Genomic DNA, 23749 nt, shown 5'->3' on the forward strand with positions numbered 1-23749 from the left:
CGTGCGGGCTGCGTCAGCGGCGACGCGGCAGGTGCCAGAGGTGGCCGTGCTCCGCGCGGTCGAGGAGCTCGGGCATCACGTCGCGCTCGAACAGCGCCATGCCCGTCGTGTCGTAGGCGCCCTCGGGGAAGTTGAGGATCGCGTAGGTCATGCCGAGCCCCTCGAGCGCCTTGAGCTTCTCGACCACCTGCTCGGGGGTGCCCACCGTGGCCTGCTTGCGGTAGTCGGCGAACAGCTGGTCGACCCGCGCCTCGGGAGAGCCCACCGACAGCAGCCGGTCGCGCAGGCTGGCGAAGCGGTCCTCGACCTCCCGCTCGGTGCTGCCGATGAAGACGTTGAGGTTGCTGCTGCGCACGATCTCACCGAAGTCGCGACCCACGTCGTCGCAGTGGCCCTTGAGGATCTCGCTCTTGGCCGCGAACACCTCGGGGGTCGGGTCGAAGTTGGTGTAGTCGGCGTACTGCGCGGCGATTCGCAGCGTCTTCTTCTCGCCACCGCCGGCGATCCACATCGGTATGCCGTTGTGCTTGGACCCGGGGACCGCCGTGCCCTGCAGGGGCTGCGGGTAGCAGCGGGCGCCGTCGACCTGGAAGTGCTTGCCGGCCAAGGTCGCCGAGCCGGTGGTCCACATCTGGCGGAAGATCTGCACGCCCTCGTCCAGCGCACGGAGCCGCTCCCCCGCCCGGGGGAAGCCGTAGCCGTAGGCCCGCCACTCGTGCTCGTACCAGCCAGCGCCGATGCCCATCTCCACCCGACCCTCGGAGATGATGTCGACCGTCGCGGCGACCTTCGCGAGGTAGGCCGGGTTGCGGTAGGCCATGCAGGTGCACATCTGACCCAGCCGCACGCGCCCCGTCACCGCGGCGAAGGCAGCCATCAGCGTCCACGCCTCGTGGGTCGCCTCCTCGCTGGGGACCGGCACGGTGTGGAAGTGGTCGAACACCCAGATCGAGGACCAGTCCTCGTTGGCGTCGGCGCGTCGCGCCAGACCAGCCATCACCCCCCAGTGCTGGCTGGGGTCGATGCCGACGAGGTCCATGCGCCAGCCCTGTGGCACGAAGAGTCCGAACTTCATGGCGCCGACGTTACTGCCTCTCCCCACTGCCCCTCCCCAAGGCAGCTGCTCCGTGTGATGCTGAGGCCATGAGCTTTCGCCACCGGAACGACCCCGACCTCATTCGCGAGCTCCTCATCGACCCGGGCATCTGGGTCGTCGTGGGACTCTCGAACAACCAGGAGCGAGAGGCGTTCGGCGTCTCCCGATGGCTCAAGGTCGAGCTCGGCAAGGGCCTGATCCCCGTGCACCCCAAGGCCGAGACGGTGCACGGTGAGCAGGGTTACGCGACGCTCTCGGACATCCCCGACGGCACCGACATCAAGGTCGTCGACTGCTTCGTCAACTCCGAGCACGTCGGCGCGGTCGTGGACGACGCGATCGCCAACAAGGACCGGCTGCTGATCGACGCCATCTGGATGCAGCTCGGCGTAGTCGACGAGGCCGCCGCCGACCGGGCCCGCAAGGTCGGGCTCGACGTCGTGATGGACACCTGCCCTCGCATCGAGTGGCGTGGGGTCCGCTCGGCGGGCATGGCCCGCTAGGAGCCAGGCCCGCTCGGCGGGCATGGCCCGCTAGGAGCCAGGCCCGGCGCCGCGTCGGTCGCGAAGCGCCGCGCCCTTGGCGTGGGCCTGGTCCCTCAGGTCCGCCTGGAAGGCGGTCATCCGCTCACGCAGCCCCGCGGCATACCCACCCTCGCCGGCGGCGAGGATGCGGGCGGCGAGCAGGCCGGCGTTCCTGGCCCCGCCGATCGAGACGGTCGCCACCGGAACCCCGGCCGGCATCTGGACGATCGAGAGCAGCGAGTCCATGCCGTCGAGGTACTTGAGCGGCACGGGCACCCCGATGACGGGCAGCGGCGTCACCGACGCGAGCATGCCGGGCAGGTGCGCGGCACCGCCGGCGCCGGCGATGACCACGCGCAGCCCGCGCCCCGCAGCGTTCTGCCCGTAGGCGATCATCTCCTCGGGCATCCGGTGGGCGGAGACGACGTCCGCCTCGTAGGGGACACCGAACTCGTCGAGGGCCTGCGCGGCGAGCTCCATCACGGGCCAGTCGCTGTCGCTGCCCATCACGAGCCCGACGAGGGGTTGCTGGTCGCTCATTCGGTGATCACTCCTGCGAGGTAGTCGGCGGCGTGACCGGCGCGCTCCCGCAGCTGCGCGAGGTCGGAGCCGGAGACGTTGACGTGGCCGATCTTGCGGCCGGGGCGGACACCCTTGCCGTAGAGGTGCACCTTGAGACCGGGGTCGCGTGCCATCACGTGGCGGTAGGCGGGGTAGAGCTCGGGGTAGTCACCGCCGAGGACGTTGGCCATCACGGTGTGCGGCTCGCGGGGCGTGGGGGCGCCCAGCGGCAGGTCGAGCACCGCCCGCAGGTGCTGCTCGAACTGGCCCGTCACCGCGCCGTCCATCGACCAGTGCCCACTGTTGTGCGGGCGCATGGCCAGCTCGTTGACGACGTATGCCGCGGCACCGGTCCCCGGGTCGCGCACCTCGAACATCTCGACCGCGAACACCCCGGTGACGCCCAGCTGCTCGGCGATCCGCAGCCCGGCCTCCGTGGCGACCGCCGCGAGGGTGGGGTCGAGGTCCGGCGCGGGCGCGAGGACCTCGGTGCAGATGCTGTCGGTCTGGACGGTCTCGACCACCGGCCAGGCCGCCGCTTGGTTGGACGGGCTGCGCGCGATCAGGACGGCGAGCTCGCGGACGAACTCGACTTTCTCCTCGACCAGGACCCCGTCGGCCAGGGCGCCATCGCTGCCCACGGCCTCGAGCCAGTCGCGCACCTCGTCCGTCGAGTGGATGACGCGGACCCCCTTGCCGTCGTAGCCGCCGCGGGGCGTCTTGGCCACGATCGGCCAGCCGACCCGTGCCGCGAAGGCCTCGACGTCGTCGGCCGTGCGAGCCCTCGCCCACGCGGGACAGGCCACCCCGATCTCGGTGAGCCGTTCGCGCATCGCCAGCTTGTCCTGCGCGAACCGCAGGGCCTCGGGGGTCGGGTGCAGCGGGATACCTTCTGCCACAAGGGCTTCCAGCACGTTGGCGGGCACGTGCTCGTGGTCGAAGGTGACGACGTCACAGTCCCGGGCGAAGGCCAGCACGGCCTCGACGTCGGCGTGGTCGCCCACCGGCGACGAAGGGATGACCTGGGCCGCAGCGGCATCCGGCGCCTCGGCCAGCACACTCAGCGTGATGGCGAGCTCGGCCGCCGGGGCGGCACACATCCGGGCGAGTTGTCCGCCCCCGATGATGCCGACGACCGGGAAGCCTCCGGGGGCGCGCTGCGGTGACGTCACGCGGCGAGGATATCGGCCGCCCGGAGGGCGCGTCGCAGCGCTCCACGGCGGGCGTCCCACCACAGCCTTTCGGCCACGGCATACCTCTGCCGCGGCTAGGCTCCTCGCGTGTCCGAGAGCCCCTCCCTCGTCGCCCGCCTGCGTGGCACCGTCGACGTCCTCTACCGCGAGATGATCAAGTTCGGCATCGTCGGCGCGGTCGCCTTCGTCATCGACCTCGGCCTGTTCAACATCCTGCGGGCCACGGTGCTGGCGGGGTACGGCAACGGCCTCCTGTCGCGCGCGGTCATCGCGACGATCATCTCCGCGGCCGTGGCCACCTGCGTGGCATGGGTGGGCAACCGGGCGTGGACCTTCCGGCACCGGCGCAACCGTCCGGTGCACTACGAGGCGCTGCTGTTCGCGCTGACCAACGGGGTCGCCCTGCTCATCCAGGCCGGCTGCGTCGGGTTCGCGCACCACTTCCTCGGCCAGGAGAGCCTCGTGGTCGAGAACGTCGCCAAGCTCGTCGGCATCGCCCTCGGCACCTTGTTCCGGTTCTGGGCCTACCGCAGGTTCGTGTTCAGCCACGAGCCGCTGACCGACACGTCGCCGCTGGCCGAGACCAAGGGCTGAGCGCCCGGCGTCAGACGCCGTCGGACTCGCTCAGGAAGAGCGCGAAGATCGCCGGCTGGGCCTGGATCAGCTCGAGCCGCCCACCGTTGGACTCGGCCAGGTCGCGGGCCAGGGCGAGCCCGAGCCCGGTGCCGGTCGTGGTCACCGACCGCTCGAAGATGTGCGGGGCGATGGTGGCGGGGACGCCCTCCCCCTGGTCGCTGACCTCGACGACCACGGAGGGGCCGCTGCGTCGGGCGTGGACGTCGACCGTGCCACGGCCGTGCGCGAGGGCGTTCTCGAGGAGGGTCGAGAGCACCTGGGAGAGGTCGACCGGCTTGGCCTGGACGACCAGTCCCCGCTCGCCGTGAACCCGGACGCTGCGCCGGGCCTGCTCGAAGGCCGGCTGCCACTCGCGCTGCAGGGCGGCGATCACCGAGTCGAGCGACACGGTCGCCTTCGACTCGTCGCCACCCCGGCGGGTGCGGGACATCAGGTCGTCGACCACCCGGGTCAGCCGCTCGACCTGGTCCATGGCGATGCTGGCCTCCTCCTGCGCGACCTCGAGGTCGTCCGTGGCGGCGATCTCCTCGAGCCGCATCAGCAGGGCGGTCAGCGGGGTGCGCAGCTGGTGGGAGGCGTCGGCCGCGAAGTCGCGCTCGGAGGCGAGTGACTTGGTCAGCCGCTGGGCGCTGCGCGCCAGCACCTCCGACACCTGGTCGACCTCGGAGATGCCGGAGTGCAGCGGCTGGATCCGGGACTCACCCGCACCGAGGCGCTCGGCCCGGTCGGCGAGCAGCGTCATCGGCAGGGCCATCCGCCGTGCCTGCCGGGTCGCCACGAAGACCCCCGCAGCGAGCGCCAGCACGGCCAGGCCGACCACGACGAGGAACAACCGGACGGTCGTGGCGGTCGGAGTGCCCTCGTCGAGCCACTGGGCCACGGCACCGCGGCCGTTGACGCTGGAGTTCCAGATGGCGATGACCACCGGCGCCATCGTGATGACGATGGCCAGACCCACCGCGAGCACGGTGGAGCGAATCAGCTGTTGCCGCATGGTCAGCGGTCAGATCTCGTCGCCGCGCTCGAACCGGAAGCCGACCCCACGGACGGTGGCGATGTAGCGCGGCTGGGCGGCGTCGTCGCCGAGCTTCCGGCGCAGCACGGAGATGTGCATGTCGAGCGTCTTGGTCGACCCGAACCACGCGGTCTCCCAGATCTCGCGCATGAGCTGCTCGCGCGAGACGACCTTGCCCTGCTCGCGCACCAGGACGCGCAGCAGGTCGAACTCCTTGGCGGTGAGCTGGAGCTCCTCCTCCTTGAACCACGCGCGACGCCCCTCGGGGTCGATGCGCACGAGCTCGTGGGCGGAGGGGGCGTCCGTGGGGTTGCGCCGCAGGAGCGCCCGCACCCGCGCCAGCAGCTCGGCCAGCCGGAACGGCTTCGTGACGTAGTCGTCCGCGCCGGCGTCGAGGCCGACGACGGTGTCGACCTCGTCGGCGCGGGCGGTGAGGATCAGCACGGGCACCGTGCGGCCCTCGGCACGGATCCGGCGGCACACCTCGAGCCCGTCGACGTAGGGAAGACCGAGGTCGAGGACGACCAGGTCAGGGTTCTCCGCAGACGCCTCGAGGGCCGCCCGCCCGTCGGCGCGCACGTCGACGTCGTACCCCTCACGCCGCAGTGCGCGGGCAAGCGGCTCGGAGATGGCAGGGTCGTCCTCAGCGAGGAGCACACGGGTCATGGGGGTGATCGTATGTAAAACGGACCCCCACTAGCGACCGGGCCACACCGGTAGGCGCTTTTCATTGAATGCGGCGACTCCCTCGGCGCGGTCCGCCGAGAAGGCGGTGGCGGCCCAGTGGTCGTCCTCGATGCGCAGGCCGGAGGCCAGATCGGTGTCGAAACCCTGCCGCATCGCGGCCTTCGCGTTGCGCACCCCCACGGGGGAGTGACCGGCGATCGTGGTCGCCAGCTCGAGCGCACGGTCGCGCGCGGACCCGGCCGGCACCACCTCGTCGACCGCACCGAGCCGGCAGGCATCCTCCGCGGTGTAGCGCTGGGCGGTGAAGATCATCTGGGCCGCCCGCGACCAGCCCACCCGCCGGGTCAGCAGCTGGGTGCCACCGCCGCCGGGGATGACGCCCACACTCACCTCGGGGAGCCCGACCAGCGCGTCCTCGCCGCAGACCACGAGGTCGCACGACAGCGCGATCTCGAAGCCACCGCCCAGCGCGAAGCCGTCGACGGCAGCGATGGCGGGCACCGGGAGGTCCAGGACGCCGCGGTATGCCGCCTGCGCCAGGGGGCGCTGGGCGCGCAGGTCGTCGTCGGTGAAGGAGTTGCGCTCCTTGAGGTCGGCCCCGACGCAGAACGCCTTCGGGTGGCTGGAGGTCACCAGCACGGCCCGGACGCCGGGGTCCTGCGCGAGCTCGGTCGTCGCGGCGGCCAGGGCCCGCGCCATGGCGGTCGAGACCGCGTTCATGGCCTCGGGCCGGTCGAGGACCAGCTCGGCGACGTGCCCGCCCTCTCCGTGACGCTCGATCCGGACGAGGTCGGTCATGGGGAGGCCTTTCGGTCTGGGGTGGTCTTGCGGCCGCCGGCGGAGCGGCGCAGCTCGCTCGGCGTGACCTGGCCGATGCCCCGCAGGGTGCGGCGGCGCAGGGCGGTCGTCTCGAAGCCGGACAACGCGGCCAGTGACGTGGCGAGGGCATCGTCGACGAGCACCCCTCCAGCGGGCGCGACGCTGGTCAGCCGCGAGGCCCGGTTGACCGTCGTGCCGAACACGTCACCGAGCCGCGACAGCACCGGACCGACGGCCATGCCGACCCGCACGTCGGGGAGGAGGTCGTCCTCGGCCATCGTCTCGACGAGGTCGAGGGCCACGGCAGCGGCGGGCGCGGCCCCGATGGTGACGAAGAGGATCTCGTCGCCCACCGTCTTGATCACCCGGCCGCCGTGGGCCGTGACGATGTCGGTCGCGAGCGCCTCGAACCGCTGCACCATGACGGCGAGCTGCCGCTCGGTCATCCGGCGCACGAGCGAGGTGAAGTTGACCAGGTCGGCGAACCCGACGACCCGGCGCACGCCCTGGTCGGACTGCTCCGGGTCGGCATCCGCGAGCATGCGCGAGATCGCGGCGGTGAGGTGGCGGCGCCAGGCGTAGATGAGGAGCGGCTCGAGCTCGTCGGCCATGTCGGTCAGCTTGCGGGCGGCAGCCTCGGCGGCGGCGAGGTCGGGGACCGCCCTGGCGTCCGCCTCGTCGAGCGCGGCCTCCAGCCCGGGCGCCGCGAGCGCCTCGGCCATCAGCTGGGTCTGCCAGACCGCCAGGCGGTCGGTGGTGCGGGCGAACGCGCGGGTCATCGCCAGCGCCGTCGTCTCGTCGAGCTCCTGCTCGCGGACGAGCCGGGCGACGGCCATCAGCGCCATCTGGTCGGCCTCGGTGAACATCGCGTCGTCGTCCTCGACGTTCGGGAAACCCAGGGCGTGCCAGAACTTGCGGGCCGACAGCAGCGAGACCTCGGCGCCCCGGGAGACGTCGCGCCGAGCCATCGTGGCCGGCTTGCCGAGCAGGCGGGCCTCGAGGTCGTCCGGGCGCAGCGCCGCGAAGTCCTCCGGGCGCACCACCCGGTGCCGGCCAACCTCGGTCATGCGGTCAGACTAGGGCGTGCCGCTGCGCACGTGGACCACGTCGCCGGCGGCCACGGCATACTCCGTGCCCGCGCTGGCGACCACGAGCCGGCCCTCGTCATCCACGCCGACGGCGCGCGCCCTGCGCACCTCCCCACCGGCCAGGTGCAGCTCCACCTCGCGTCCGATGGTCAGGCAGGCCTTCCGGTATGCCGCGTGCACACCTGCGCGCTCGTGCGCGGTGCCGCTGAGGGCGCCGTGCCAGCGCGCGAGGTGGGTGAGGACCGCCACCACCAGGCGCTGCCGGCTCACCTCCGTGGCACCGGCCAGCCGCAGCGAGGTGGCCGTGTCGACGGGCAGCTCCGCGCGGTCCTGGTCGACGTTGATCCCGAGCCCGACCACGATCCCGGCCGGCTGCAGCTCGCAGAGGATCCCGCACACCTTGCGCTCCTCGTCGGCGGGCAGCAGCACGTCGTTGGGCCACTTGAGCCCGCCCTCGACGCCGGCGACCTCGGCCAGCGCGTCACGCACCGCGAGCCCGGTCGCGAGGGGCACCCAGCCCCGGCCCTGCTCTGGTGCGGGCACCAGCACCGAGAGCGTGACCGAGGTGCGGGCCGGTGTGTCCCAGGCCCGACCGAGCCGCCCCCGCCCGGCCACCTGGTGGTCAGTCACGACCACCCGCCACGGTTCGGCGAGGCGGGCTGCCTCGAGGTTGGTGGAGCCGAGCTCCGGGTGGACGTCGACTCCCGTCCACGGCTGACCCGGCGTGACCAACGCCTCGTGCAATGCCTCACGGTCGAGCGATTCGCGCATGCAGGCAAGGCTAGGCTCGCCGACATGGCGCAGACCACCGATTCCGTCGCTGATCCGCTCTCCGTGGGTGGCACCGACGTCCCCGACCCCCAGTCGGGCATCGACATCCACTCCACCGCGGGCAAGCTGGCCGACCTCAAGCGTCGGGTGGCCGAGGTCGCGCACGCAGGGTCCGAGCGCGCCATCGAGAAGCAGCACGCCCGCGGCAAGAAGACCGCCCGCGAGCGGCTGGAGATGCTGCTCGACGAGGGTTCGTTCATCGAGATGGACAAGTACGCCCGGCACCGGTCGGTCGCGTTCGGCCAGGAGGCCAACCGCCCCTACGGCGACGGGGTCTGGACGCTGCTCGACGAGGGTTCGTTCATCGAGATGGACAAGTACGCCCGGCACCGGTCGGTCGCGTTCGGCCAGGAGGCCAACCGCCCCTACGGCGACGGGGTCGTGACCGGCTACGGCACGGTCGACGGGCGCACCGTGGCGGTGTTCGCGCAGGACTTCACCGTCTTCGGCGGGTCCCTGGGCGAGGTCTTCGGGGAGAAGATCTGCAAGGTCATGGACTTCGCGATGAAGGTCGGCTGCCCGGTCGTGGGGCTGAACGACTCCGGTGGCGCCCGCATCCAGGAGGGCGTCGTCTCCCTCGGGCTCTACGGCGAGATCTTCCGCCGCAACGTGCACGCCTCGGGGGTCATCCCGCAGATCTCGCTGATCATGGGGCCGTGCGCCGGCGGAGCGGTCTACTCCCCCGCGGTCACCGACTTCACCGTGATGGTCGACCAGACCTCCCACATGTTCATCACCGGTCCCGAGGTCATCAAGACCGTGACCGGTGAGGACGTCTCGTTCGAGGACCTCGGCGGCGCCCGCGCGCACAACACCAAGTCCGGGGTCGCGCACTACATGGGCACCGACGAGCAGGACGCGATCGACTACGTCAAGGAGCTGCTGTCCTACCTGCCCTCGAACAACCTCGAGGAGCCGCCCTCGTTCGCCGACGATGGTGAGCTGCCGTCGCTCGAGGTGACCGAGGAGGACCGCGAGCTCGACACCCTGATCCCGGACAGCGCGAACCAGCCCTACGACATGAAGGTCGTCATCGAGCACGTCCTCGACGACGGCGAGTTCCTCGAGGTCCAGCCGCTGTTCGCGCCGAACATCCTCGTGGGCTACGGGCGGATCGAGGGTCGCTCGGTCGGCGTCGTCGCCAACCAGCCGATGCAGTTCGCCGGCACCCTCGACATCGACGCCTCCGAGAAGGCCGCCCGGTTCGTGCGCACCTGCGACGCGTTCAACATCCCCGTCCTCACCTTCGTCGACGTGCCCGGCTTCCTGCCCGGCACCGACCAGGAGTGGGACGGCATCATCCGCCGCGGCGCCAAGCTGATCTACGCGTATGCCGAGGCGACCGTCCCGCTCGTCACCGTGATCACCCGCAAGGCGTACGGCGGCGCGTACGACGTGATGGGGTCCAAGCACCTCGGCGCCGACATCAACCTCGCCTGGCCGACCGCGCAGATCGCCGTGATGGGCGCCCAGGGCGCGGTCAACATCCTCTACCGCAAGCAGCTCGCCGCAGCAGCCGAGGCCGGCGAGAACGTCGACGAGGCCCGGGCCCGGTTCATCGCCGAGTACGAGGACACCCTCGCCAACCCCTACATCGCGGCCGAGCGCGGCTACATCGACACCGTCATCACGCCCTCCAACACGCGGATGAACGTCACCAAGGCGCTGCGGGCACTGCGCACCAAGCGCGAGACCCTGCCGCCCAAGAAGCACGGCAACATCCCACTCTGATGGCTTCCTCCGAGACCGACCTCCCCGCGGACCGGCCCCCCATGCGGCTGGTCCGCGGCGACGCGACGCCCGAAGAGGTCGCCGCCGTCATGGCGGTGCTGTCCGCGGTGGCCGGGCCGGCACCCGAGCCGGCCCCGCGGCATACCTCGCAGTGGGCCGCGCGCGCGCCCGCGCTGCGGCGGACGCTGTCCCCCGGACCGGGCGCCTGGCGCGCCTCCGCCTGGCCCCGCTGACCCTTCAGTCGAGCTCGGCGCCGGAGCTGCGGCGACGCGCGACCGTCTCGCGCAGCTCGGCCGCCTCGACCTCGACCAGGCAGTCAGCCGCCAGCACCCGCTCCGCCAGGTCGAGATCACCCATGAACGCGCGGAACGTGTCGGGCACGGTGATGTCGTGGGCGGGCCGGGCGACCACCTCGATCGCGTCACCGGGTCGCACGGTGCCGCTGGTCACGACGGACAGGTAGGCGCCGGTGCGCCCCACCTCGCTGAACCGCTTGACCCAGCCGCGCTCCCCCATCCGGGCCGCGAAGGTCGCGCACGGGATGCGTGGGCCGCAGACCTCGAGCACCACCTCGTCACCGACCGCCCAGCGCTCGCCGACCAGCGCCGCGTCGACGTCGAGACCGCTGGTCGTGAGGTTCTCCCCGAACATCCCGTGCGGCAGCTCGCGACCCAGCTGGTCGCCCCACCAGTCGAGCTCCTCGCGGGCGAACGCGTAGACCGCCTGGTAGTCGCCGCCGTGGTGGCGGGTGTCGCCGAGGAAGTCGCCCTCGACCCCGCTGCCGAGGCCCCCGTGCTTGGGCCCCGGAGCCCGCAGCACGGCCGAGGCCACCGGACGCTTGGCGATGCCGGTCACCCCGACGTTCTTCGCGGTGCTGGGCTCGGAGCGGCCGACGTTGAGGGACAGCAGGTGGGCAGCCATGGGACCAGCCTAGGGACGCCGGCAACGCAGGGCCGGGGGATATTGCGGGGACGCCGTCAGGACGCTGGGGTACGTTCGCTCGGGTGAGCACCGAGACGACCTCCGCAGCGCGCCCCGCGACAGACATCGACCGCATCGCCGACGACTACCTCGCCCGGGAGGTGCAGCTCAGCCCCATCACGGCGACCTACCTCGGCATCACCGGTCACGACGAGGAGCTCGACGACTACTCCCCCGCGGGTCACGAGGCCCAGGCCGCCTTGCGGGCCGAGGTCCTCGACCAGCTCGACCGGGCCACCCCCGTCGACGACATCGACCGGGTGACCCTCGCCGCGATGCGCGAGCGCCTCGGGCTGGCCGAGGAGATCCACCGGGCCGGGATCGACGAGATGGCCCTCAACGTCCTCGCCTCGCCCCTGCAGTCGATCCGGGGCTGCTTCGACCTCATGCCCACCGCGACCGACGAGGACTGGGGCGTCATCAGCCGCCGCCTCGAGGCCGTGCCCGAGGCCCTCACCGGATGGCAGGTGAGCCTGCTCAGCGCGTCGGCGAAGGGCAACATCACTCCGCGCCGGCAGGTGGAGGCGTGCATCCAGCAGTGTGCCGACCTGGTCGCCGCCGACGGCTACTTCGCCACCCTGGTGGCGCACGCCCGCCTGAGCGAGGACACCGGCCCCGGCGAGCTGGCCGACTCCACCAAGGAGGCGCTGACCGGCGCTGCCGAGAGCGCGTCGGCGGCCTACGCCGCGCTGGGCACCTGGCTCAAGGACCACCTGCTCGACGACGCGCCGCTCGAGGACGCCTGCGGCGAGGAGCGCTACGCCCTGCTGTCCCGGTACTTCCTGGGCGCGAAGGTCGACCTCGCCGAGACCTACGCCTGGGGCCAGCAGGAGGTCGACCGGATCACGGCCGAGATGGAGCAGGTCGCCGAGCAGATCAAGCCCGGGAGCACGGTCAAGGAGGCCATCGCCGCCCTCGATGCCGACCCGACCTACCAGCTGCACGGCACCGACGAGCTGCGGGCCTGGATGCAGAAGCGCGCCGACGAGGCGATCGCCGAGCTGGCCGGCACCCACTTCGACATCCCCGACCCGGTGCGCACCATCGAGTGCCTCATCGCCCCGACCCAGACCGGCGGCATCTACTACACCGGCCCGTCGGAGGACTTCTCCCGGCCGGGTCGGATGTGGTGGTCGGTCCCCAAGGGCGTGACCGAGTTCGGCACCTGGAAGGAGCTCACCACCGTCTACCACGAGGGAGTCCCGGGCCATCACCTCCAGGTCGCGCAGACCGTGTTCCGGTCCGAGCGGCTCAACAAGTGGCGTCGGATGGCGGCCTGGACCTCCGGTCACGGCGAGGGCTGGGCGCTGTATGCCGAGCGGCTGATGGACGAGCTCGGCTTCATGGACGACCCGGGCAACAAGATGGGCCTGCTCGACAGCCAGTCCCTGCGGGCCGCCCGCGTCGTCATCGACATCGGGGTGCACTGCGGGTTCGAGGCGCCGGCGGAGGTCGGTGGCGGCGAGTGGACCTACGACAAGGCGTGGCAGTACCTCAACGACCACGCCAACCAGGGCGAGGCGTGGCTCCGGTTCGAGCTCGACCGCTACCTCGGCTGGCCGGGGCAGGCGCCGTCCTACAAGATCGGCGAGCGGCTCTGGATGCAGCTGCGTGACCAGGTCGCCGAGCGCGAGGGAGACTCCTTCTCGCTCAAGGACTTCCACCGCCGCACGCTCGACCTCGGTGGCGTGGGGCTCGACACCCTGCGCGCGGCGGTGCTGGGCGAGCTGACCTGACCGTGCTGACCTGACCGTGCTGACCTGACCGTGCTGACCTGACCGTGCTGACCTGACCACGTGCCTGCAAGGATGAGCCGGTGAGAACCGCCGGCGCGATCGTCGCCATCATCGGGACCGTCATCCTCGTCGCGGGGTTCGCCCAGCGGTTGCGGGTGGCCGCACCCCTCGTGCTGCTGGTCGTGGGGGTGGCAGTCAGCTACGTGCCGTTCATCCCCGAGCCCGAGCTGAGCTCGGAGATCGTCCTCGTCGGCCTCCTCCCGCCCCTGCTGTATGCCGCCGCGATCCGCACGTCGCTCGTGGACTTCCGGGCCAACTGGTTCCCGATCCTCGGCCTGTCCGTGGGGCTGGTGCTGTTCACCGCCGGCGGCGTCGGCCTGGTCACCTACTGGCTCCTGGGTGTGCCCTTCGCGGTGGCATTCGCGCTGGGCGCGATCGTGGCGCCCCCGGACGCCGTCGCGGCCACTGCGGTCGCGAGACGCATCGGCCTGCCCCGGCGGATCGTGACGATCCTCGAGGGCGAGTCGCTGGTCAACGACGCCACCGCCCTGGTGTCCCTGCGCACCGCGATCGCGGCGTTTCCCCTGGCTGCCGCTGCCGCAGGTGGTCACGCCTCCGACGTGACGCTGGGGTCGGTGGCCCTCGACTTCACCCGGGCCGTCGTGCTGGGCGTGGGCTTCGGGGTGCTGGTCGGGGTCGTCATCGCCTACGTCCGGCGCAAGGTCACCGAGTCGGCCATCGACACCTCGATCTCGTTCATCGTCCCCTACCTCGCCTACCTGCCGGCCGAGCACTACCACGGGTCCGGGGTGCTCGCCGTGGTCGTCGCGGGGCTGCTCCTCGGCCACAAGTCCCCGATCGTCCAGAACGCGTCGTCGCGGGTCAGCGAGCGGATCAACTGGTCGACGATCCAGTTCATCCTCGAGAACGTCGTCTTCCTGATGCTCGGCATGCAGATGCGCCGCCTGGTCTCCGACGCCAACGAGACCGGTCCCGGGTGGGGCACCATCGTCTGGACCTGCCTGGCGGTGCTGGGGACCGTCATCATCCTGCGGCCGGTCTGGGTCTTCCCGTTCAAGTGGCTGCAGCACAGGTTCATGGAGGGCGAGGGCAAGTTCCACCCCAAGGCCGCCGCCGTCATCTCATGGGCGGGGATGCGCGGCGTGGTCACCCTGGCCGCCGCGTTCGCCCTGCCGCCCAACACGCCACTGCGCTCGACGCTGGTGCTGGCGGCCATGGCCGTCACCGTCGCGACCCTGCTCCTGCAGGGACTCTCCCTTCCCTGGCTGGCCAAGACCCTCGGCGTGCGTGGCCCCGACCCCCGCGAGGACGCCCTCCAGGAGGCCACGATCCTGCAGTCGTCGGTGGCCGCCGGTCTCAAGGCCCTGGAGGACCACGACGACGTCGAGGGCGACATCATCGAGACGCTCCGCAGACGCGCCGAAAACCGCACCAACATCGTCTGGGAGCGGCTCGGACAGGGGCGGGCCGACGCGGTGGAGACGCCGAGCGCGACCTATCGCAGGGTGCGCATGATCATGCTCGACGCCGAGCGCGCGGAGCTCCTGCGGATCCGGGACGCCGGCACGGTCGACCAGGAGGTGCTGGGCCACGTCTTCGCCCAGCTCGACATCGAGGAGTCCATGCTCGACCGGATCGAGGAGCGCTCCGACGAGCTGCGCGAGGACCCGCTGCTTCCGCCGGAGCGGGGCGAGGACGAGTGCGAGCACCTGGCCGCCCACCACGACCGCTTCGTCGCGCCCACCAGCCCGCACGGCTGCGAGGAGTGCCTGCGCGACGGCACGACCTGGGTGCACCTGCGGCTGTGCCTCGACTGCGGCCACGTCGGCTGCTGCGACTCGTCACCCCACAAGCACGCCTCCGCTCACTTCCGGGAGGACGGCCACCCGGTCATGCGCAGCTTCGAGCCCGGGGAGTCCTGGCGCTGGTGCTTCGTCGACGAGCAGCTCGGCTGAGCGCCCGCTCCCGGGTGGGTAGCCTCACCTCGTGACCACCCTCGTCCTCGCCTCCGCCTCCCCCGCCCGCCGCAAGCTGCTCGCCGCAGCCGGACTCGAGCCCAGCATCGTGGTGAGCTCGGTGGATGAGGACGCCGTGACGGCGGCGGCCCGGGAGACCTACGGGGAGCTCGTCGCCGAGGACGTCGCCCTGGTGCTCGCGCGGGCCAAGGCCGAGGACGTCGCCGACCAGATCGACGACGCGGTCGTCATCGGGTGCGACTCGGTGCTCGACCTCGACGGCGAGATCCACGGCAGGCCCTCGTCCCCCGCGGTGGCCATCGCGCGCTGGCGCCAGATGCGGGGCCGCTCGGGCATCCTGCACACGGGGCACTGGGTGGTCGACACCCGCGCCGAGGCCGACGGCGGCACCGGGGCCACCCTCGGTGCGACCGCCTCGACCACCGTGCACTTCGCCAAGCTCACCGACGACGAGATCGACGCGTACGTCGCCACCGGTGAGCCGCTCCGGGTCGCCGGGGGGTTCACGCTCGACGGGCTCGGCGGTCCGTTCGTCACCGGTATCGAGGGCGATCCCAGCAACGTCGTGGGGCTGTCCTTGCCGCTGCTGCGTGAGCTCCTGCTCGAGCTCGGGCTCCCGTGGCACGAGCTGCTCAGCTCGGCCCACCGCGGTGCCCAGGGCGAGCGCCACTGAGCGACAGAGCGACTGAGCGACCCCCGAGACCCCGCTGGTCAGACCGGCGGGATGTCGCGGCGCTTGGTCGCGAAGTGGCGCTCGCGGGTCTTGGCGTAGCGCAGCCGGAGCAGCAGCTCGGCCCGCAGCGCGTCGGCCTCGATGATCTGGTCGAGCACGAGGTCGGCCGCGAGCCGCTCGAGGTCGACGTCCTCCTCATACTCGCGCCGCATGTCCTGCACGAACTGCTCGCGCTCGCCCGCGTCCTCGATCGCCGCGATCTTGTTGGCGTACACCGCGTTGACGGCGGCCTCCGGCCCCATCACCGCGATCCGTGCGGTCGGTAGCGCGATCGTCGCGTCGGGCCCGAAGCCCGGCCCACCCATCGCGTAGAGCCCGGCGCCGTAGGCCTTGCGCACGATCACGCAGAACTGCGGCACGGTGGCCGAGGAGACGGCCGAGACCATCTTGGCGCCGTGCCGGATGATGCCGCCGCGCTCGACCTCGGAGCCGATCATGAAGCCCGGCACGTCGGCGAGGTAGATCAGCGGGATCGAGTAGGCGTCGCACAGCCAGATGAAGCGGGCGGCCTTGTCGGCGCTGTCGGTGAAGAGCACGCCACCCTTGACCATCGAGTTGTTGGCGACGATGCCGACCGTCTCTCCGGACATCCGCCCGAACCCGATGACCAGCTCGGGGGCGAACAGCGGCTTGATCTCGAAGAACGACTCGTCGTCGACCAGCCCGTCGATGACCTCGTGGATGTCGAACGGCTGGCTCTCCCGCTCGGGCACGGTGTGGCGGGTCAGCGGCACCGACGGCTCCTCCGGCGCGTAGCTCGGCAGGTCGGTGCGCCAGCTGGAGGGCAGGTAGGAGAAGTAGAGCCGCGCCATCTCGATGGCCTCGGCGTCGTCTCCGACGAGCAGGTCACCCACACCCGACACGGTGCAGTGCATCCGCGCGCCGCCCATGTCCTCGAGCGAGACCTTCTCGCCCACCACCATCTCCGCCATGCGCGGGCTGCCGAGGTACATCGAGGCGTTGCCCTCGACCATGATGATCAGGTCGGTGAACGACGGGATGTAGGCCCCACCGGCAGCGCTCGGCCCGAACAGGCAGCAGATCTGCGGGACCTTGCCCGACAGCGCGACCTGGTTGTGGAAGATCCGACCCGCGCCGCGTCGGCCCGGGAACATCTCGACCTGGTCGGTGATCCGGGCCCCCGCGGAGTCGACGAACCAGAAGACCGGCAGCTCCTCGCGCAGCGCCATCTCGGTGGCCCGGACGATCTTCTCGACCGTGCGCGCACCCCACGACCCGGCCTTGACGGTGGGGTCGTTGGCGATCACGATCGCCGGTCGGCCGTCGACCGTGCCCCGCCCGGTGACGACACCGTCGGCCGGCAGCCCCGTGGCCGTGGCGTTGGCGTAGCGCGCGTCCTCGACGAAGCTCCCCTCGTCGAACAGCAGCGCGATCCGCTCGCGGACATAGAGCTTGCCCTGGTCGTCGAGCTTCGCCTGCGCCTTCGCCGGCGCGGTCGCAGAGGCCTGGTATGCCGCGGCGAGCCGCTCGCGGACGTCGGTCACCTTGGGGTCGGACCCGCTGTCGCCGCCCACGGCGAACGGGGGCTGGCCCGAGGGACCTGACGTGGACGCGGAGGCGCCTGCCCCGTGCTTGCCTGACGACGTGGTGGAGGTCACCCGCATACCCTCTCGCACTCCCGCGCTCACGCGGTCGGCAGGCCGAGGTGGCGGGCGATGACCATGCGCTGCACCTCGGAGGTGCCCTCGCCGATCTCGAGGATCTTGGCATCGCGGTAGAACCGGGCCACGGGGTACTCCTCCATGAAGCCGTTGCCGCCGAAGACCTGGGTGGCGATGCGGGTCGCGGTGACGGCGGCCTCGGTCGAGTAGAGCTTGCAGATCGCGGCGGCCTGCTTGACCTCCTTGACCGAGCGGCGGCCGTGCTCCAGCTCGTCCTTGAGCCAGGCGGCCTTGTAGGTCAGCTGGCGCGACGCCTCGACCATCACGGCCAGGTCGGCGATCTGGAAGGAGACGCCCTGGTTCACGCCGATCGGCTTGCCGAACGCCTTGCGGGTCCTGGCGTACTCGGTGGTCTCCTCGAGCATCCGCTGGCTCATGCCGACGGCGAGCGCCGAGATCGCGATGCGGCCGTCGTCGAGGGTCTTGAGGAACTGCTTGAAGCCCTCGCCCTCGTTGCCGAGGAGGTTCCCGGCCGGGACGCGGCAGTCCTCGAAGGTCAGCCCGTGGGTGTCGGAGGCGTGCCAGCCAAGCTTGTCGTAGGCCGGCTCGACCGTGAATCCCGGTGTGCCGGAAGGGATCATGATCGCGCTGAGCTGGGCCGAACCGTCGTCGTTCGTGCCGGTGCGGGCGGTGACCGTGACCACGGAGGTGATGTCGGTGCCCGAGTTGGTGATGAACGCCTTGGAGCCGTTGACGACCCACTCGTCGCCGTCGCGGACCGCCTTGGTGCGGGTGGCACCGGCGTCGGAGCCGGCGTCGGGCTCGGTCAGGCCGAACCCGGCGAGCGCGCGACCGGCCACCAGGTCGGGCAGGAAGCGCTCCTTCTGCTCCTGCGAGCCGTAAGTGAGGATCGGGTTGATGCCCAGGCCCACTCCCGCGGACAGGGTGATGCCGATGGACTGGTCGACGCGACCGAGCTCCTCGATGGCGACGCAGAGCGAGGTGAAGTCGCCGTCGTCACCCATACCGCCGAACTCCTCGGGCACGACGAGGCCGAAGAGCCCCAGGTCGCCCATCTTGGGCACCAGGTCGCTCGGGAAGTGGTGGTCCTTGTCCCACTTGGCGATGTGCGGCTCGACCTCGGCCTCGGCGAACTCCCGGACGACCTTGCGGAAGTCCTCGTGCTCCTTGCTCAGCTCGAACATCGCTTCTCCTTCGTGGTGCGCGCCCGGGGGTCGCCCGGCCACGCGGCATACCGTGGGGATGGGGTGTGCTTGACGTTGACGTAAACGTAAAGCAATACTCACGGGTATGCCAGCCCCCGCCGCCACCGAGGTCGACCGGCCTGCCGACCGGACCGCAGACGAGGCCGCAGACCAGGCGGTCGCCCGGACGTGGACGATCCGGGAGATCGCGGACGAGTTCAGGGTGACCCACCGGACGGTGCGGCACTACGAGGAGCTCGGGCTGATCACCCCCGAACGGCGTGGCACCACCCGCATCTACCACCGCCGCGACCGCACCCGCCTGGCCCTGATCCTGCGGGGCAAGCGCCTCGGGTTCCCGCTCGAGGAGATCCGCACGATCATCGACCTGTACGACCGGCCGCGGGGCAAGGCGAGCCAGCTCGAGTACGTGCTAGGGCAGATCGACGAACGCCGCACCGACCTCGAGCAGCGCCGTCGCGACCTCGAGGACGCGCTGACCGAGCTGGCCGAGTTCGAGCGCCGCTGCCGGACCGACCTCGACCGGCTGGGCTGACCCGCACGACGAAACCTTCGGGGCGTCAGCGCAGCAGGAGCTGGGCGAGCAGGCGGTTCCACCAGGCCTCGACGGCCTCGGGGCTCCAGCCGCGTTCGCGCACCGCGATGTCGTAGGCCTCGAGCGAGACCACCATCGCGTAGGTGTCCAGGGCGGTCTGCACGTCCACGCCCTTGGCCCACGCCTTGGCCGGCCACGACTCGAACAGCCGGCGCCGCTGGGTCTCACCGCGCCCGCGGCCTTCCTCGTAGGCCGCCGCGAGATCGGGCTCCTGGCGGCGGGCCTCCGCGAGCACCCGCAGGACGTCGCCACCACGCTCGAACAGGCGCCGGTCGAACCCGACGAAGGCCCGCAGCTGCGCGGCGGGATCGCCCACGAACGAGGCCAGCTCCGCGATCACGCGGGCGACGTCGGCGCTCTCCTCGGCTGCGTCGATCAGCGACGCCGCCAGCCCGGCCTTGCTGCCGTAGACGTGGTAGATGGTCGCCTCCGAGACCCCGGCCCCGGTGGCCACGGAGCGCACGCTCGTGCCCGACCACCCCTTCTCGAGGAAGCGCTCGCGGGCCGAGCGGGCGATCAGCAGGCGGGTGCGTTGGGCCTGCTGGTCGCGCAGCTCGGAGCGGTAGGTGCGGGAACTGGTCACGGAAACCACTGTACAGGTTGACTGAGCGGGTCTATATTCACTGAGCAATGCTTGAATGAATAGGCAGACACTCAACGAAAGGATCGATCGTCATGACCACCATCTCCACCACCACCACCGCCGCCACCACCACCGCCACCGTCGCCAGCGAGGTGCTGAGCCGCCTCGAGGGCGCCTGGAACCGCGCCGACGGCGCCGCCTTCGGCGCGGTCTACCAGCCCGCTGCCTCCTTCGTCACGGTCCAGGGCCAGCACGCCCAGGACGCGGCGGCGATCGGGGCCGGGCACGCCGGGATCTTCGCCACCATCTACGCCGGGAGCGTCAACACGATGGAGCTGGTCTCCGCCCGTGAGCTCGCCGACGGTGTCGTCCTCGCGGTCTCGCGCAACACCCTCCAGGTCCCGGCCGGACCGCTCGCGGGCACCCACCAGGCGATGTCCACCAGCATCCTGGTCCGCGACCCCGACGGTGGCTGGAGCGTCGCGGCCACCCACAACACCCTGATCGGGCGCTGACATGGCTACCGCGACCAGCCGGTCCACCGCGACGACAGCCCCGTCCGGCGCCGCGACACCCTCCGTCCCCGCCCATCGGGCCCCGTGGCGCACGGCCGCCCTGCTCGGCACCGCAGGCGTGCTGCTCGGCGCGGGTGGCAACCTGCACCCGCACGGCCACGGCGAGACCGTCGAGGACTACCTGGCCTCCATGCTCGGCGCGCCGACCTGGCCGATCGCCCACCTACTGCTGCTCGCCGGCACGGTGCTCGCCGCGGCGGCGTTCACGGTGCTGTCCCGCACCGCGGTCTCCGGCGCGGTCCGCCGGTGGGCCCGGGTCGCCGCCGTCGGGTGGGTCCTGGGTGGTCTGGAGGGCATCCCGCACCTGCTCGCCGACCGCGACCTCGACGGGCTCACCCACCACCACGAGACGCCGATGCTCGACCTGCACGCCATGCTCCAGGTCGGCGCGACGCCCCTGCTCGGGCTGACCGGCGCTGCCCTCGCGGTGGCCGCAGCCCGTGCGGTCCGGACCCGGTCCGCCTGGGTGCTCGCCATCCCCGCGGTGGTGGGCGGCCTCGGGTCTGCCGTCGCCGGACCGTTGGTCAACCTCACGCACGACGTCGGCGTGGCCGGGTTGTTCCCCCTGCAGGCCGGTCTCGCCCTGTGGCTCATCGGGGCAGCCGCGCTCACCGCTCGTGGCCGGCTCACGACCTCGACGACCACCGCCTGACCCGCCGACCCCGCCGCCGCGTCCTGGGGCGTGACGTGGACGCGAGCGGCGAGCCGGTGGTCAGCGGCCTAGGCTCGCGACATGGCCAGTCACAACGTCCTGTTCATCGGTGGCACCGGCGTGATCAGCTCGGCCTGCGTCGCCGAGTCGGTCGCCCAGGGCTGGGACGTCACGATCCTCAACCGTGGCACCAGCACCACGCACCCGGCCCACCCCGACGCCGAGGCGCTGACGGCCGACGTGCGTGATGCAGCAGCCGTCAGCGACGCCGTCGGCGAGCGCGAGTTCGACGTGGTGGTGGACTTCCTGTCGTTCACTCCCGACCAGGTGCAGCAACAGCTCGACCAGTTCGCCACCCGCACCGGGCAGTACGTGTTCATCAGCTCGGCCTCGGCCTACCAGACTCCCCCGGCCCGCCTGCCGGTCACCGAGTCGACGCCCCTGCGGAACCCGTTCTGGCAGTACTCCCGCGACAAGATCGCCTGCGAGGACCTGCTCGTCGCGGCCTACCGGGACGACGAGCTCCCGATGACCATCGTGCGACCTTCGCACACCTACGACCACACCCTGCCGCCCTTCGAGGGGCGCTGGACCACCATCGAGCGGATGCGGCAGGGCAAGGAGGTGCTGGTCCACGGTGACGGCACCTCGCTGTGGACGATCACCCACCACACCGACTTCGCACGGGCCTTCGTCGGCCTGCTCGGGCGTCGTGAGGCGATCGGCGAGGCGTTCCACATCACCGGCGACGAGGCGCCCAGCTGGAACCGCATCTACCGCGACATCGCCGAGGCCGCGGGCGTCGAGCCCCGGCTCGTGCACGTGCCGTCGGACGCGGTCGCCGCGGTCGACGAGGAGTTCGGGGCGAGCCTGCTCGGCGACAAGGCGCACACGATGGTCTTCGACAACAGCAAGATCAAGGGTCTGGTCCGCGGCTGGCAGGCCGTCGTGCCCTTCCGCCAGGGAGCGCAGGAGATCGTCGACTGGCACGACGCCGACCCGGCCCGACGCGTCGTCGACGCCGACCTCGACGCGCTCTACGACCGGCTCGTCGCCGCACACCGGGTCTGACCGCCCCTCGGGCCTCAGCGAGCCGTTCATGCAGGTCACAGTGATGTCGGCTAGGTTCGCCGCCGTGGACTGGGACGAGCTGCACACCCGGATCGTCACCACCTCCGGCGAGGTGGCGATGGGCGCGCCTGCCCTGACGGTGGCGGTGGTCGCCGCGCTCCTCGTGGTCGGGGTGCCACCGGTCTGGCAGGTGCTGCGGCTCGTCGTGACCCTCGTCCACGAGCTCGGGCATGCGCTCGTGGGCCTGGCCGTGGGTCGCCGCTTCACCGGGTTCGTGCTCCGTGGCGACATGTCGGGCCACGCGGTCACCGTGGGTCCCGCCCGCGGCCTCGGGCGGGTCGTCTCCACGTGGGCCGGCTACCCGGCCCCCGCGGTCGTCGGCGCCGCACTGGTCTGGGCGGCCGGCAGGGGGTGGGCCGCGCCGGTCCTCACCATGCTGCTCGGCGTCTGGCTGCTCGCCCTGGTGCGGGTGCGCTCGCTGCTCACCGCTGCGGTCATCCTGGTGGCCCTCGCGGCGACCGGCGCGCTGTGGTGGTGGCGCGACGACGGTCTGCAGCCGCAGGTGCTGGTCGCGACCGGGATCGTGCTCCTCGTCGGGGGTTGGCGGCACCTCGGCGCGGTCATGGCGTCGCGCACCGCGGGCAGCGACCCAGGCGTGCTGGCCTCGCTCACGCACGTGCCACCGGTGGTCTGGAACGCCTCCTTCGTCCTCGTCTGCGCCGCTGCCACCGTCCTCGCCGCCCTCCAGCTCGCCGTCGCCTGGGGCTAGCCGCGCTGCCGGGCGAGGCCCTGCTGGTCCAGGCCGCGTTGGTCGAGAAGTGTGTCGATCTCAGCCGCCGTGGGGGCCGTCGCCGGGCCACGCCTGGTCACCTTGATGGCGCCGGCTGCGTTGGCCCGCCGCGCAGCGGTCTCCCAGTCGGCACCCGCAGCGCGGCAGGCCACGAGGACCCCGGTGTGGGTGTCGCCGGCCCCATTGGTGTCGACGGCGTCCTGCGGGAACCCGGGCAGGTAGGTCGGCTCGCCCACGACGTCCACCTCACGGACCCAGCAGCCCTTCGGACCGTCCCGGACGATGGCCACCGCACCGGCCGGCAGCCGGTCGGCCACCGCCCCGGTGGCTGCGACCGGGTCGGACAGCCCGGTCAGCTGGGCCGCCTCGTCGGCGTTGCTGGTCCACACCGTGGTGCGGGCCAGCGCCCGCTCCCGGAGGTCGTCCGTGAGGTCGGCGAACGCCGCGCCAGGATCGAGGACCACCACCACCCCGTGGTCCAGGCCGTCGAGCCAGGCCAGCAGCGGGTCACGGGTCAGCCCGACGAGCGAGAAGCCACTGACGCACACGAGGTCACCGTCCACCGGAGCCGCGGTCCCGAGCGACTCCACCGTGATCCGTCGCTCGGCACCCTGGGTCGTCACGAAGGTGCGCTCGGCGCTGGGCTCGATCATCACGAAGCAGATCCCGGTGTCGAGGTCCGGCACCGGGGGGCTGCTCACGGCCACGCCCTCGGCGGCCAGGGCCGCACGCACCAGGTCGCCGTTCGCGCCGGTGCCGACCGCCCCGGCGAGGACCGCGTCCGCGCCCGACCGGGCAGCGGCGACGAGGATGTTCACGGCGCCGCCGGCGTACCGCGCGTAGGACAGCGCGACGGCATTGCCACCACGCACCGGCAGCGCGTCGACCTCCACCACCTCGTCGACCAGGGCCTGCGCCGTGTGGATGACTCGGGGTCCGCGCCGCTGCCCCTCGTGCGTGGTCATGCTGAGGGAGTATGCCGCGTGGTCACCGACCACGCTCTCCGC

Annotated in this window: 25 protein-coding genes; 12 read left to right on the forward strand and 13 right to left on the reverse strand. The window is 71.8% G+C overall.

Annotated features, from left to right (window positions below):
- Positions 1 to 13: 13 nt before the first annotated feature.
- Entirely contained in the window at positions 14 to 1075 is a 1062-nt protein-coding gene (locus tag ASG91_RS12060) for an LLM class F420-dependent oxidoreductase (protein WP_056922890.1), read from the reverse strand.
- 68 nt (positions 1076 to 1143) lie between these two features.
- Here ASG91_RS12060 and ASG91_RS12065 point away from each other — a divergent pair, with 68 nt between their 5' ends.
- Positions 1144 to 1599, forward strand: coding sequence for a CoA-binding protein (locus ASG91_RS12065; RefSeq protein ID WP_056922891.1), 456 nt, complete (start codon positions 1144 to 1146; stop codon positions 1597 to 1599).
- 30 nt (positions 1600 to 1629) lie between these two features.
- Here ASG91_RS12065 and purE read toward each other — a convergent pair whose 3' ends face one another.
- Together purE and ASG91_RS12075 are read right to left on the reverse strand one after the other, a co-directional pair.
- Positions 1630 to 2160: a 5-(carboxyamino)imidazole ribonucleotide mutase gene (gene purE / locus ASG91_RS12070; protein ID WP_056922892.1), complete on the reverse strand. Its 531-nt coding sequence runs from the start codon at positions 2158 to 2160 to the stop codon at positions 1630 to 1632.
- Complete coding sequence (locus ASG91_RS12075; RefSeq protein ID WP_056922893.1) at positions 2157 to 3353, reverse strand: 5-(carboxyamino)imidazole ribonucleotide synthase; 1197 nt, start codon at positions 3351 to 3353, stop codon at positions 2157 to 2159. Before ASG91_RS12075 ends, purE begins: the two co-directional genes overlap by 4 nt.
- A 108-nt stretch (positions 3354 to 3461) precedes the next feature.
- Here ASG91_RS12075 and ASG91_RS12080 point away from each other — a divergent pair, with 108 nt between their 5' ends.
- A complete protein-coding gene (locus ASG91_RS12080) occupies positions 3462 to 3968 on the forward strand; it encodes a GtrA family protein (RefSeq protein ID WP_056922894.1) in 507 nt (168 codons plus the stop codon).
- Positions 3969 to 3978: 10 nt separating this feature from the next.
- Here the strand turns inward: ASG91_RS12080 and ASG91_RS12085 are convergent, their stop codons facing one another.
- Genes ASG91_RS12085 through ASG91_RS12105 form a run of 5 tightly spaced genes read right to left on the reverse strand, consistent with a single transcriptional unit; the run spans position 3979 to position 8390 of the window.
- Positions 3979 to 5004: a sensor histidine kinase KdpD gene (locus ASG91_RS12085; protein WP_056922895.1), complete on the reverse strand. Its 1026-nt coding sequence runs from the start codon at positions 5002 to 5004 to the stop codon at positions 3979 to 3981.
- A gap of 9 nt (positions 5005 to 5013) precedes the next feature.
- Positions 5014 to 5691 carry a response regulator transcription factor gene (locus ASG91_RS12090; RefSeq protein ID WP_056922896.1) on the reverse strand — a complete coding sequence of 226 codons (678 nt, stop codon included), beginning with the start codon at positions 5689 to 5691 and terminating at the stop codon, positions 5014 to 5016.
- Positions 5692 to 5721: 30 nt separating this feature from the next.
- Complete coding sequence (locus tag ASG91_RS12095; RefSeq protein WP_056922897.1) at positions 5722 to 6510, reverse strand: enoyl-CoA hydratase/isomerase family protein; 789 nt, start codon at positions 6508 to 6510, stop codon at positions 5722 to 5724.
- On the reverse strand, positions 6507 to 7598 hold the full coding sequence (locus ASG91_RS12100) for an adenylate/guanylate cyclase domain-containing protein (RefSeq protein WP_056922898.1): 1092 nt from the start codon (positions 7596 to 7598) through the stop codon (positions 6507 to 6509). The genes ASG91_RS12095 and ASG91_RS12100 overlap by 4 nt, the downstream gene beginning before the upstream one ends.
- 9 nt (positions 7599 to 7607) lie before the next feature.
- The gene (locus ASG91_RS12105; RefSeq protein ID WP_082594127.1) at positions 7608 to 8390 is read right to left on the reverse strand and encodes a biotin--[acetyl-CoA-carboxylase] ligase; all 783 of its coding nucleotides are present in this window, start codon (positions 8388 to 8390) and stop codon (positions 7608 to 7610) included.
- 24 nt (positions 8391 to 8414) lie between these two features.
- Between ASG91_RS12105 and ASG91_RS12110 the strand changes: the two genes are divergently transcribed.
- On the forward strand, positions 8415 to 10181 hold the full coding sequence (locus tag ASG91_RS12110) for an acyl-CoA carboxylase subunit beta (protein WP_082594128.1): 1767 nt from the start codon (positions 8415 to 8417) through the stop codon (positions 10179 to 10181).
- Complete coding sequence (locus ASG91_RS12115; RefSeq protein WP_056922899.1) at positions 10181 to 10414, forward strand: acyl-CoA carboxylase subunit epsilon; 234 nt, start codon at positions 10181 to 10183, stop codon at positions 10412 to 10414. The genes ASG91_RS12110 and ASG91_RS12115 overlap by 1 nt, the downstream gene beginning before the upstream one ends.
- A 4-nt stretch (positions 10415 to 10418) precedes the next feature.
- On the opposite strand, the gene ASG91_RS12120 is transcribed toward ASG91_RS12115, so the two are convergent.
- Positions 10419 to 11102 (reverse strand): MOSC domain-containing protein, encoded by a 684-nt coding sequence (locus ASG91_RS12120; protein ID WP_056922900.1) that lies wholly within the window; start codon positions 11100 to 11102, stop codon positions 10419 to 10421.
- A gap of 83 nt (positions 11103 to 11185) precedes the next feature.
- Here ASG91_RS12120 and ASG91_RS12125 point away from each other — a divergent pair, with 83 nt between their 5' ends.
- The 3 genes from ASG91_RS12125 to ASG91_RS12135 all read left to right on the forward strand — a co-directional run bounded on the left by ASG91_RS12125 (position 11186) and on the right by ASG91_RS12135 (position 15568).
- Complete coding sequence (locus ASG91_RS12125) at positions 11186 to 12898, forward strand: DUF885 domain-containing protein (RefSeq protein WP_056922901.1); 1713 nt, start codon at positions 11186 to 11188, stop codon at positions 12896 to 12898.
- 80 nt (positions 12899 to 12978) lie between these two features.
- Entirely contained in the window at positions 12979 to 14874 is a 1896-nt protein-coding gene (locus tag ASG91_RS12130) for a Na+/H+ antiporter (RefSeq protein WP_082594129.1), read from the forward strand.
- Positions 14875 to 14905: 31 nt separating this feature from the next.
- A complete protein-coding gene (locus ASG91_RS12135) occupies positions 14906 to 15568 on the forward strand; it encodes a nucleoside triphosphate pyrophosphatase (protein ID WP_056922902.1) in 663 nt (220 codons plus the stop codon).
- 38 nt (positions 15569 to 15606) lie between these two features.
- Here the strand turns inward: ASG91_RS12135 and ASG91_RS12140 are convergent, their stop codons facing one another.
- Complete coding sequence (locus ASG91_RS12140; RefSeq protein ID WP_056923225.1) at positions 15607 to 17163, reverse strand: acyl-CoA carboxylase subunit beta; 1557 nt, start codon at positions 17161 to 17163, stop codon at positions 15607 to 15609.
- Between the two features lie 110 nt (positions 17164 to 17273).
- Positions 17274 to 18455, reverse strand: a complete 1182-nt coding sequence (locus tag ASG91_RS12145) for an acyl-CoA dehydrogenase family protein (RefSeq protein ID WP_056922903.1) — start codon at positions 18453 to 18455, stop codon at positions 17274 to 17276.
- 106 nt (positions 18456 to 18561) lie between these two features.
- Here ASG91_RS12145 and ASG91_RS12150 point away from each other — a divergent pair, with 106 nt between their 5' ends.
- Entirely contained in the window at positions 18562 to 19011 is a 450-nt protein-coding gene (locus tag ASG91_RS12150; protein WP_082594131.1) for a MerR family DNA-binding transcriptional regulator, read from the forward strand.
- Between the two features lie 25 nt (positions 19012 to 19036).
- Here ASG91_RS12150 and ASG91_RS12155 read toward each other — a convergent pair whose 3' ends face one another.
- Positions 19037 to 19654, reverse strand: a complete 618-nt coding sequence (locus ASG91_RS12155; RefSeq protein WP_235545587.1) for a TetR/AcrR family transcriptional regulator — start codon at positions 19652 to 19654, stop codon at positions 19037 to 19039.
- A 92-nt stretch (positions 19655 to 19746) separates the two neighbouring features.
- Between ASG91_RS12155 and ASG91_RS12160 the strand changes: the two genes are divergently transcribed.
- The 4 genes from ASG91_RS12160 (at position 19747) to ASG91_RS12175 (ending at position 22721) form a co-directional block, all read left to right on the forward strand.
- On the forward strand, positions 19747 to 20169 hold the full coding sequence (locus ASG91_RS12160) for an SgcJ/EcaC family oxidoreductase (RefSeq protein ID WP_056922905.1): 423 nt from the start codon (positions 19747 to 19749) through the stop codon (positions 20167 to 20169).
- Between the two features lies 1 nt (position 20170).
- Positions 20171 to 20881, forward strand: a complete 711-nt coding sequence (locus ASG91_RS12165) for a hypothetical protein (protein WP_056922906.1) — start codon at positions 20171 to 20173, stop codon at positions 20879 to 20881.
- A gap of 81 nt (positions 20882 to 20962) precedes the next feature.
- The gene (locus ASG91_RS12170; protein WP_056922907.1) at positions 20963 to 21952 is read left to right on the forward strand and encodes an SDR family oxidoreductase; all 990 of its coding nucleotides are present in this window, start codon (positions 20963 to 20965) and stop codon (positions 21950 to 21952) included.
- Between the two features lie 43 nt (positions 21953 to 21995).
- Entirely contained in the window at positions 21996 to 22721 is a 726-nt protein-coding gene (locus ASG91_RS12175) for a M50 family metallopeptidase (protein WP_082592359.1), read from the forward strand.
- On the opposite strand, the gene ASG91_RS12180 is transcribed toward ASG91_RS12175, so the two are convergent.
- Entirely contained in the window at positions 22718 to 23707 is a 990-nt protein-coding gene (locus ASG91_RS12180; RefSeq protein ID WP_056923228.1) for a PfkB family carbohydrate kinase, read from the reverse strand. The two genes, ASG91_RS12175 and ASG91_RS12180, sit on opposite strands and share 4 nt — an antisense overlap.
- Positions 23708 to 23749 lie beyond the last annotated feature (42 nt).

The sequence above is a fragment of the Phycicoccus sp. Soil802 genome (assembly GCF_001429605.1).
In the GTDB taxonomy this organism is placed as follows: Bacteria; Actinomycetota; Actinomycetes; order Actinomycetales; family Dermatophilaceae; genus Pedococcus.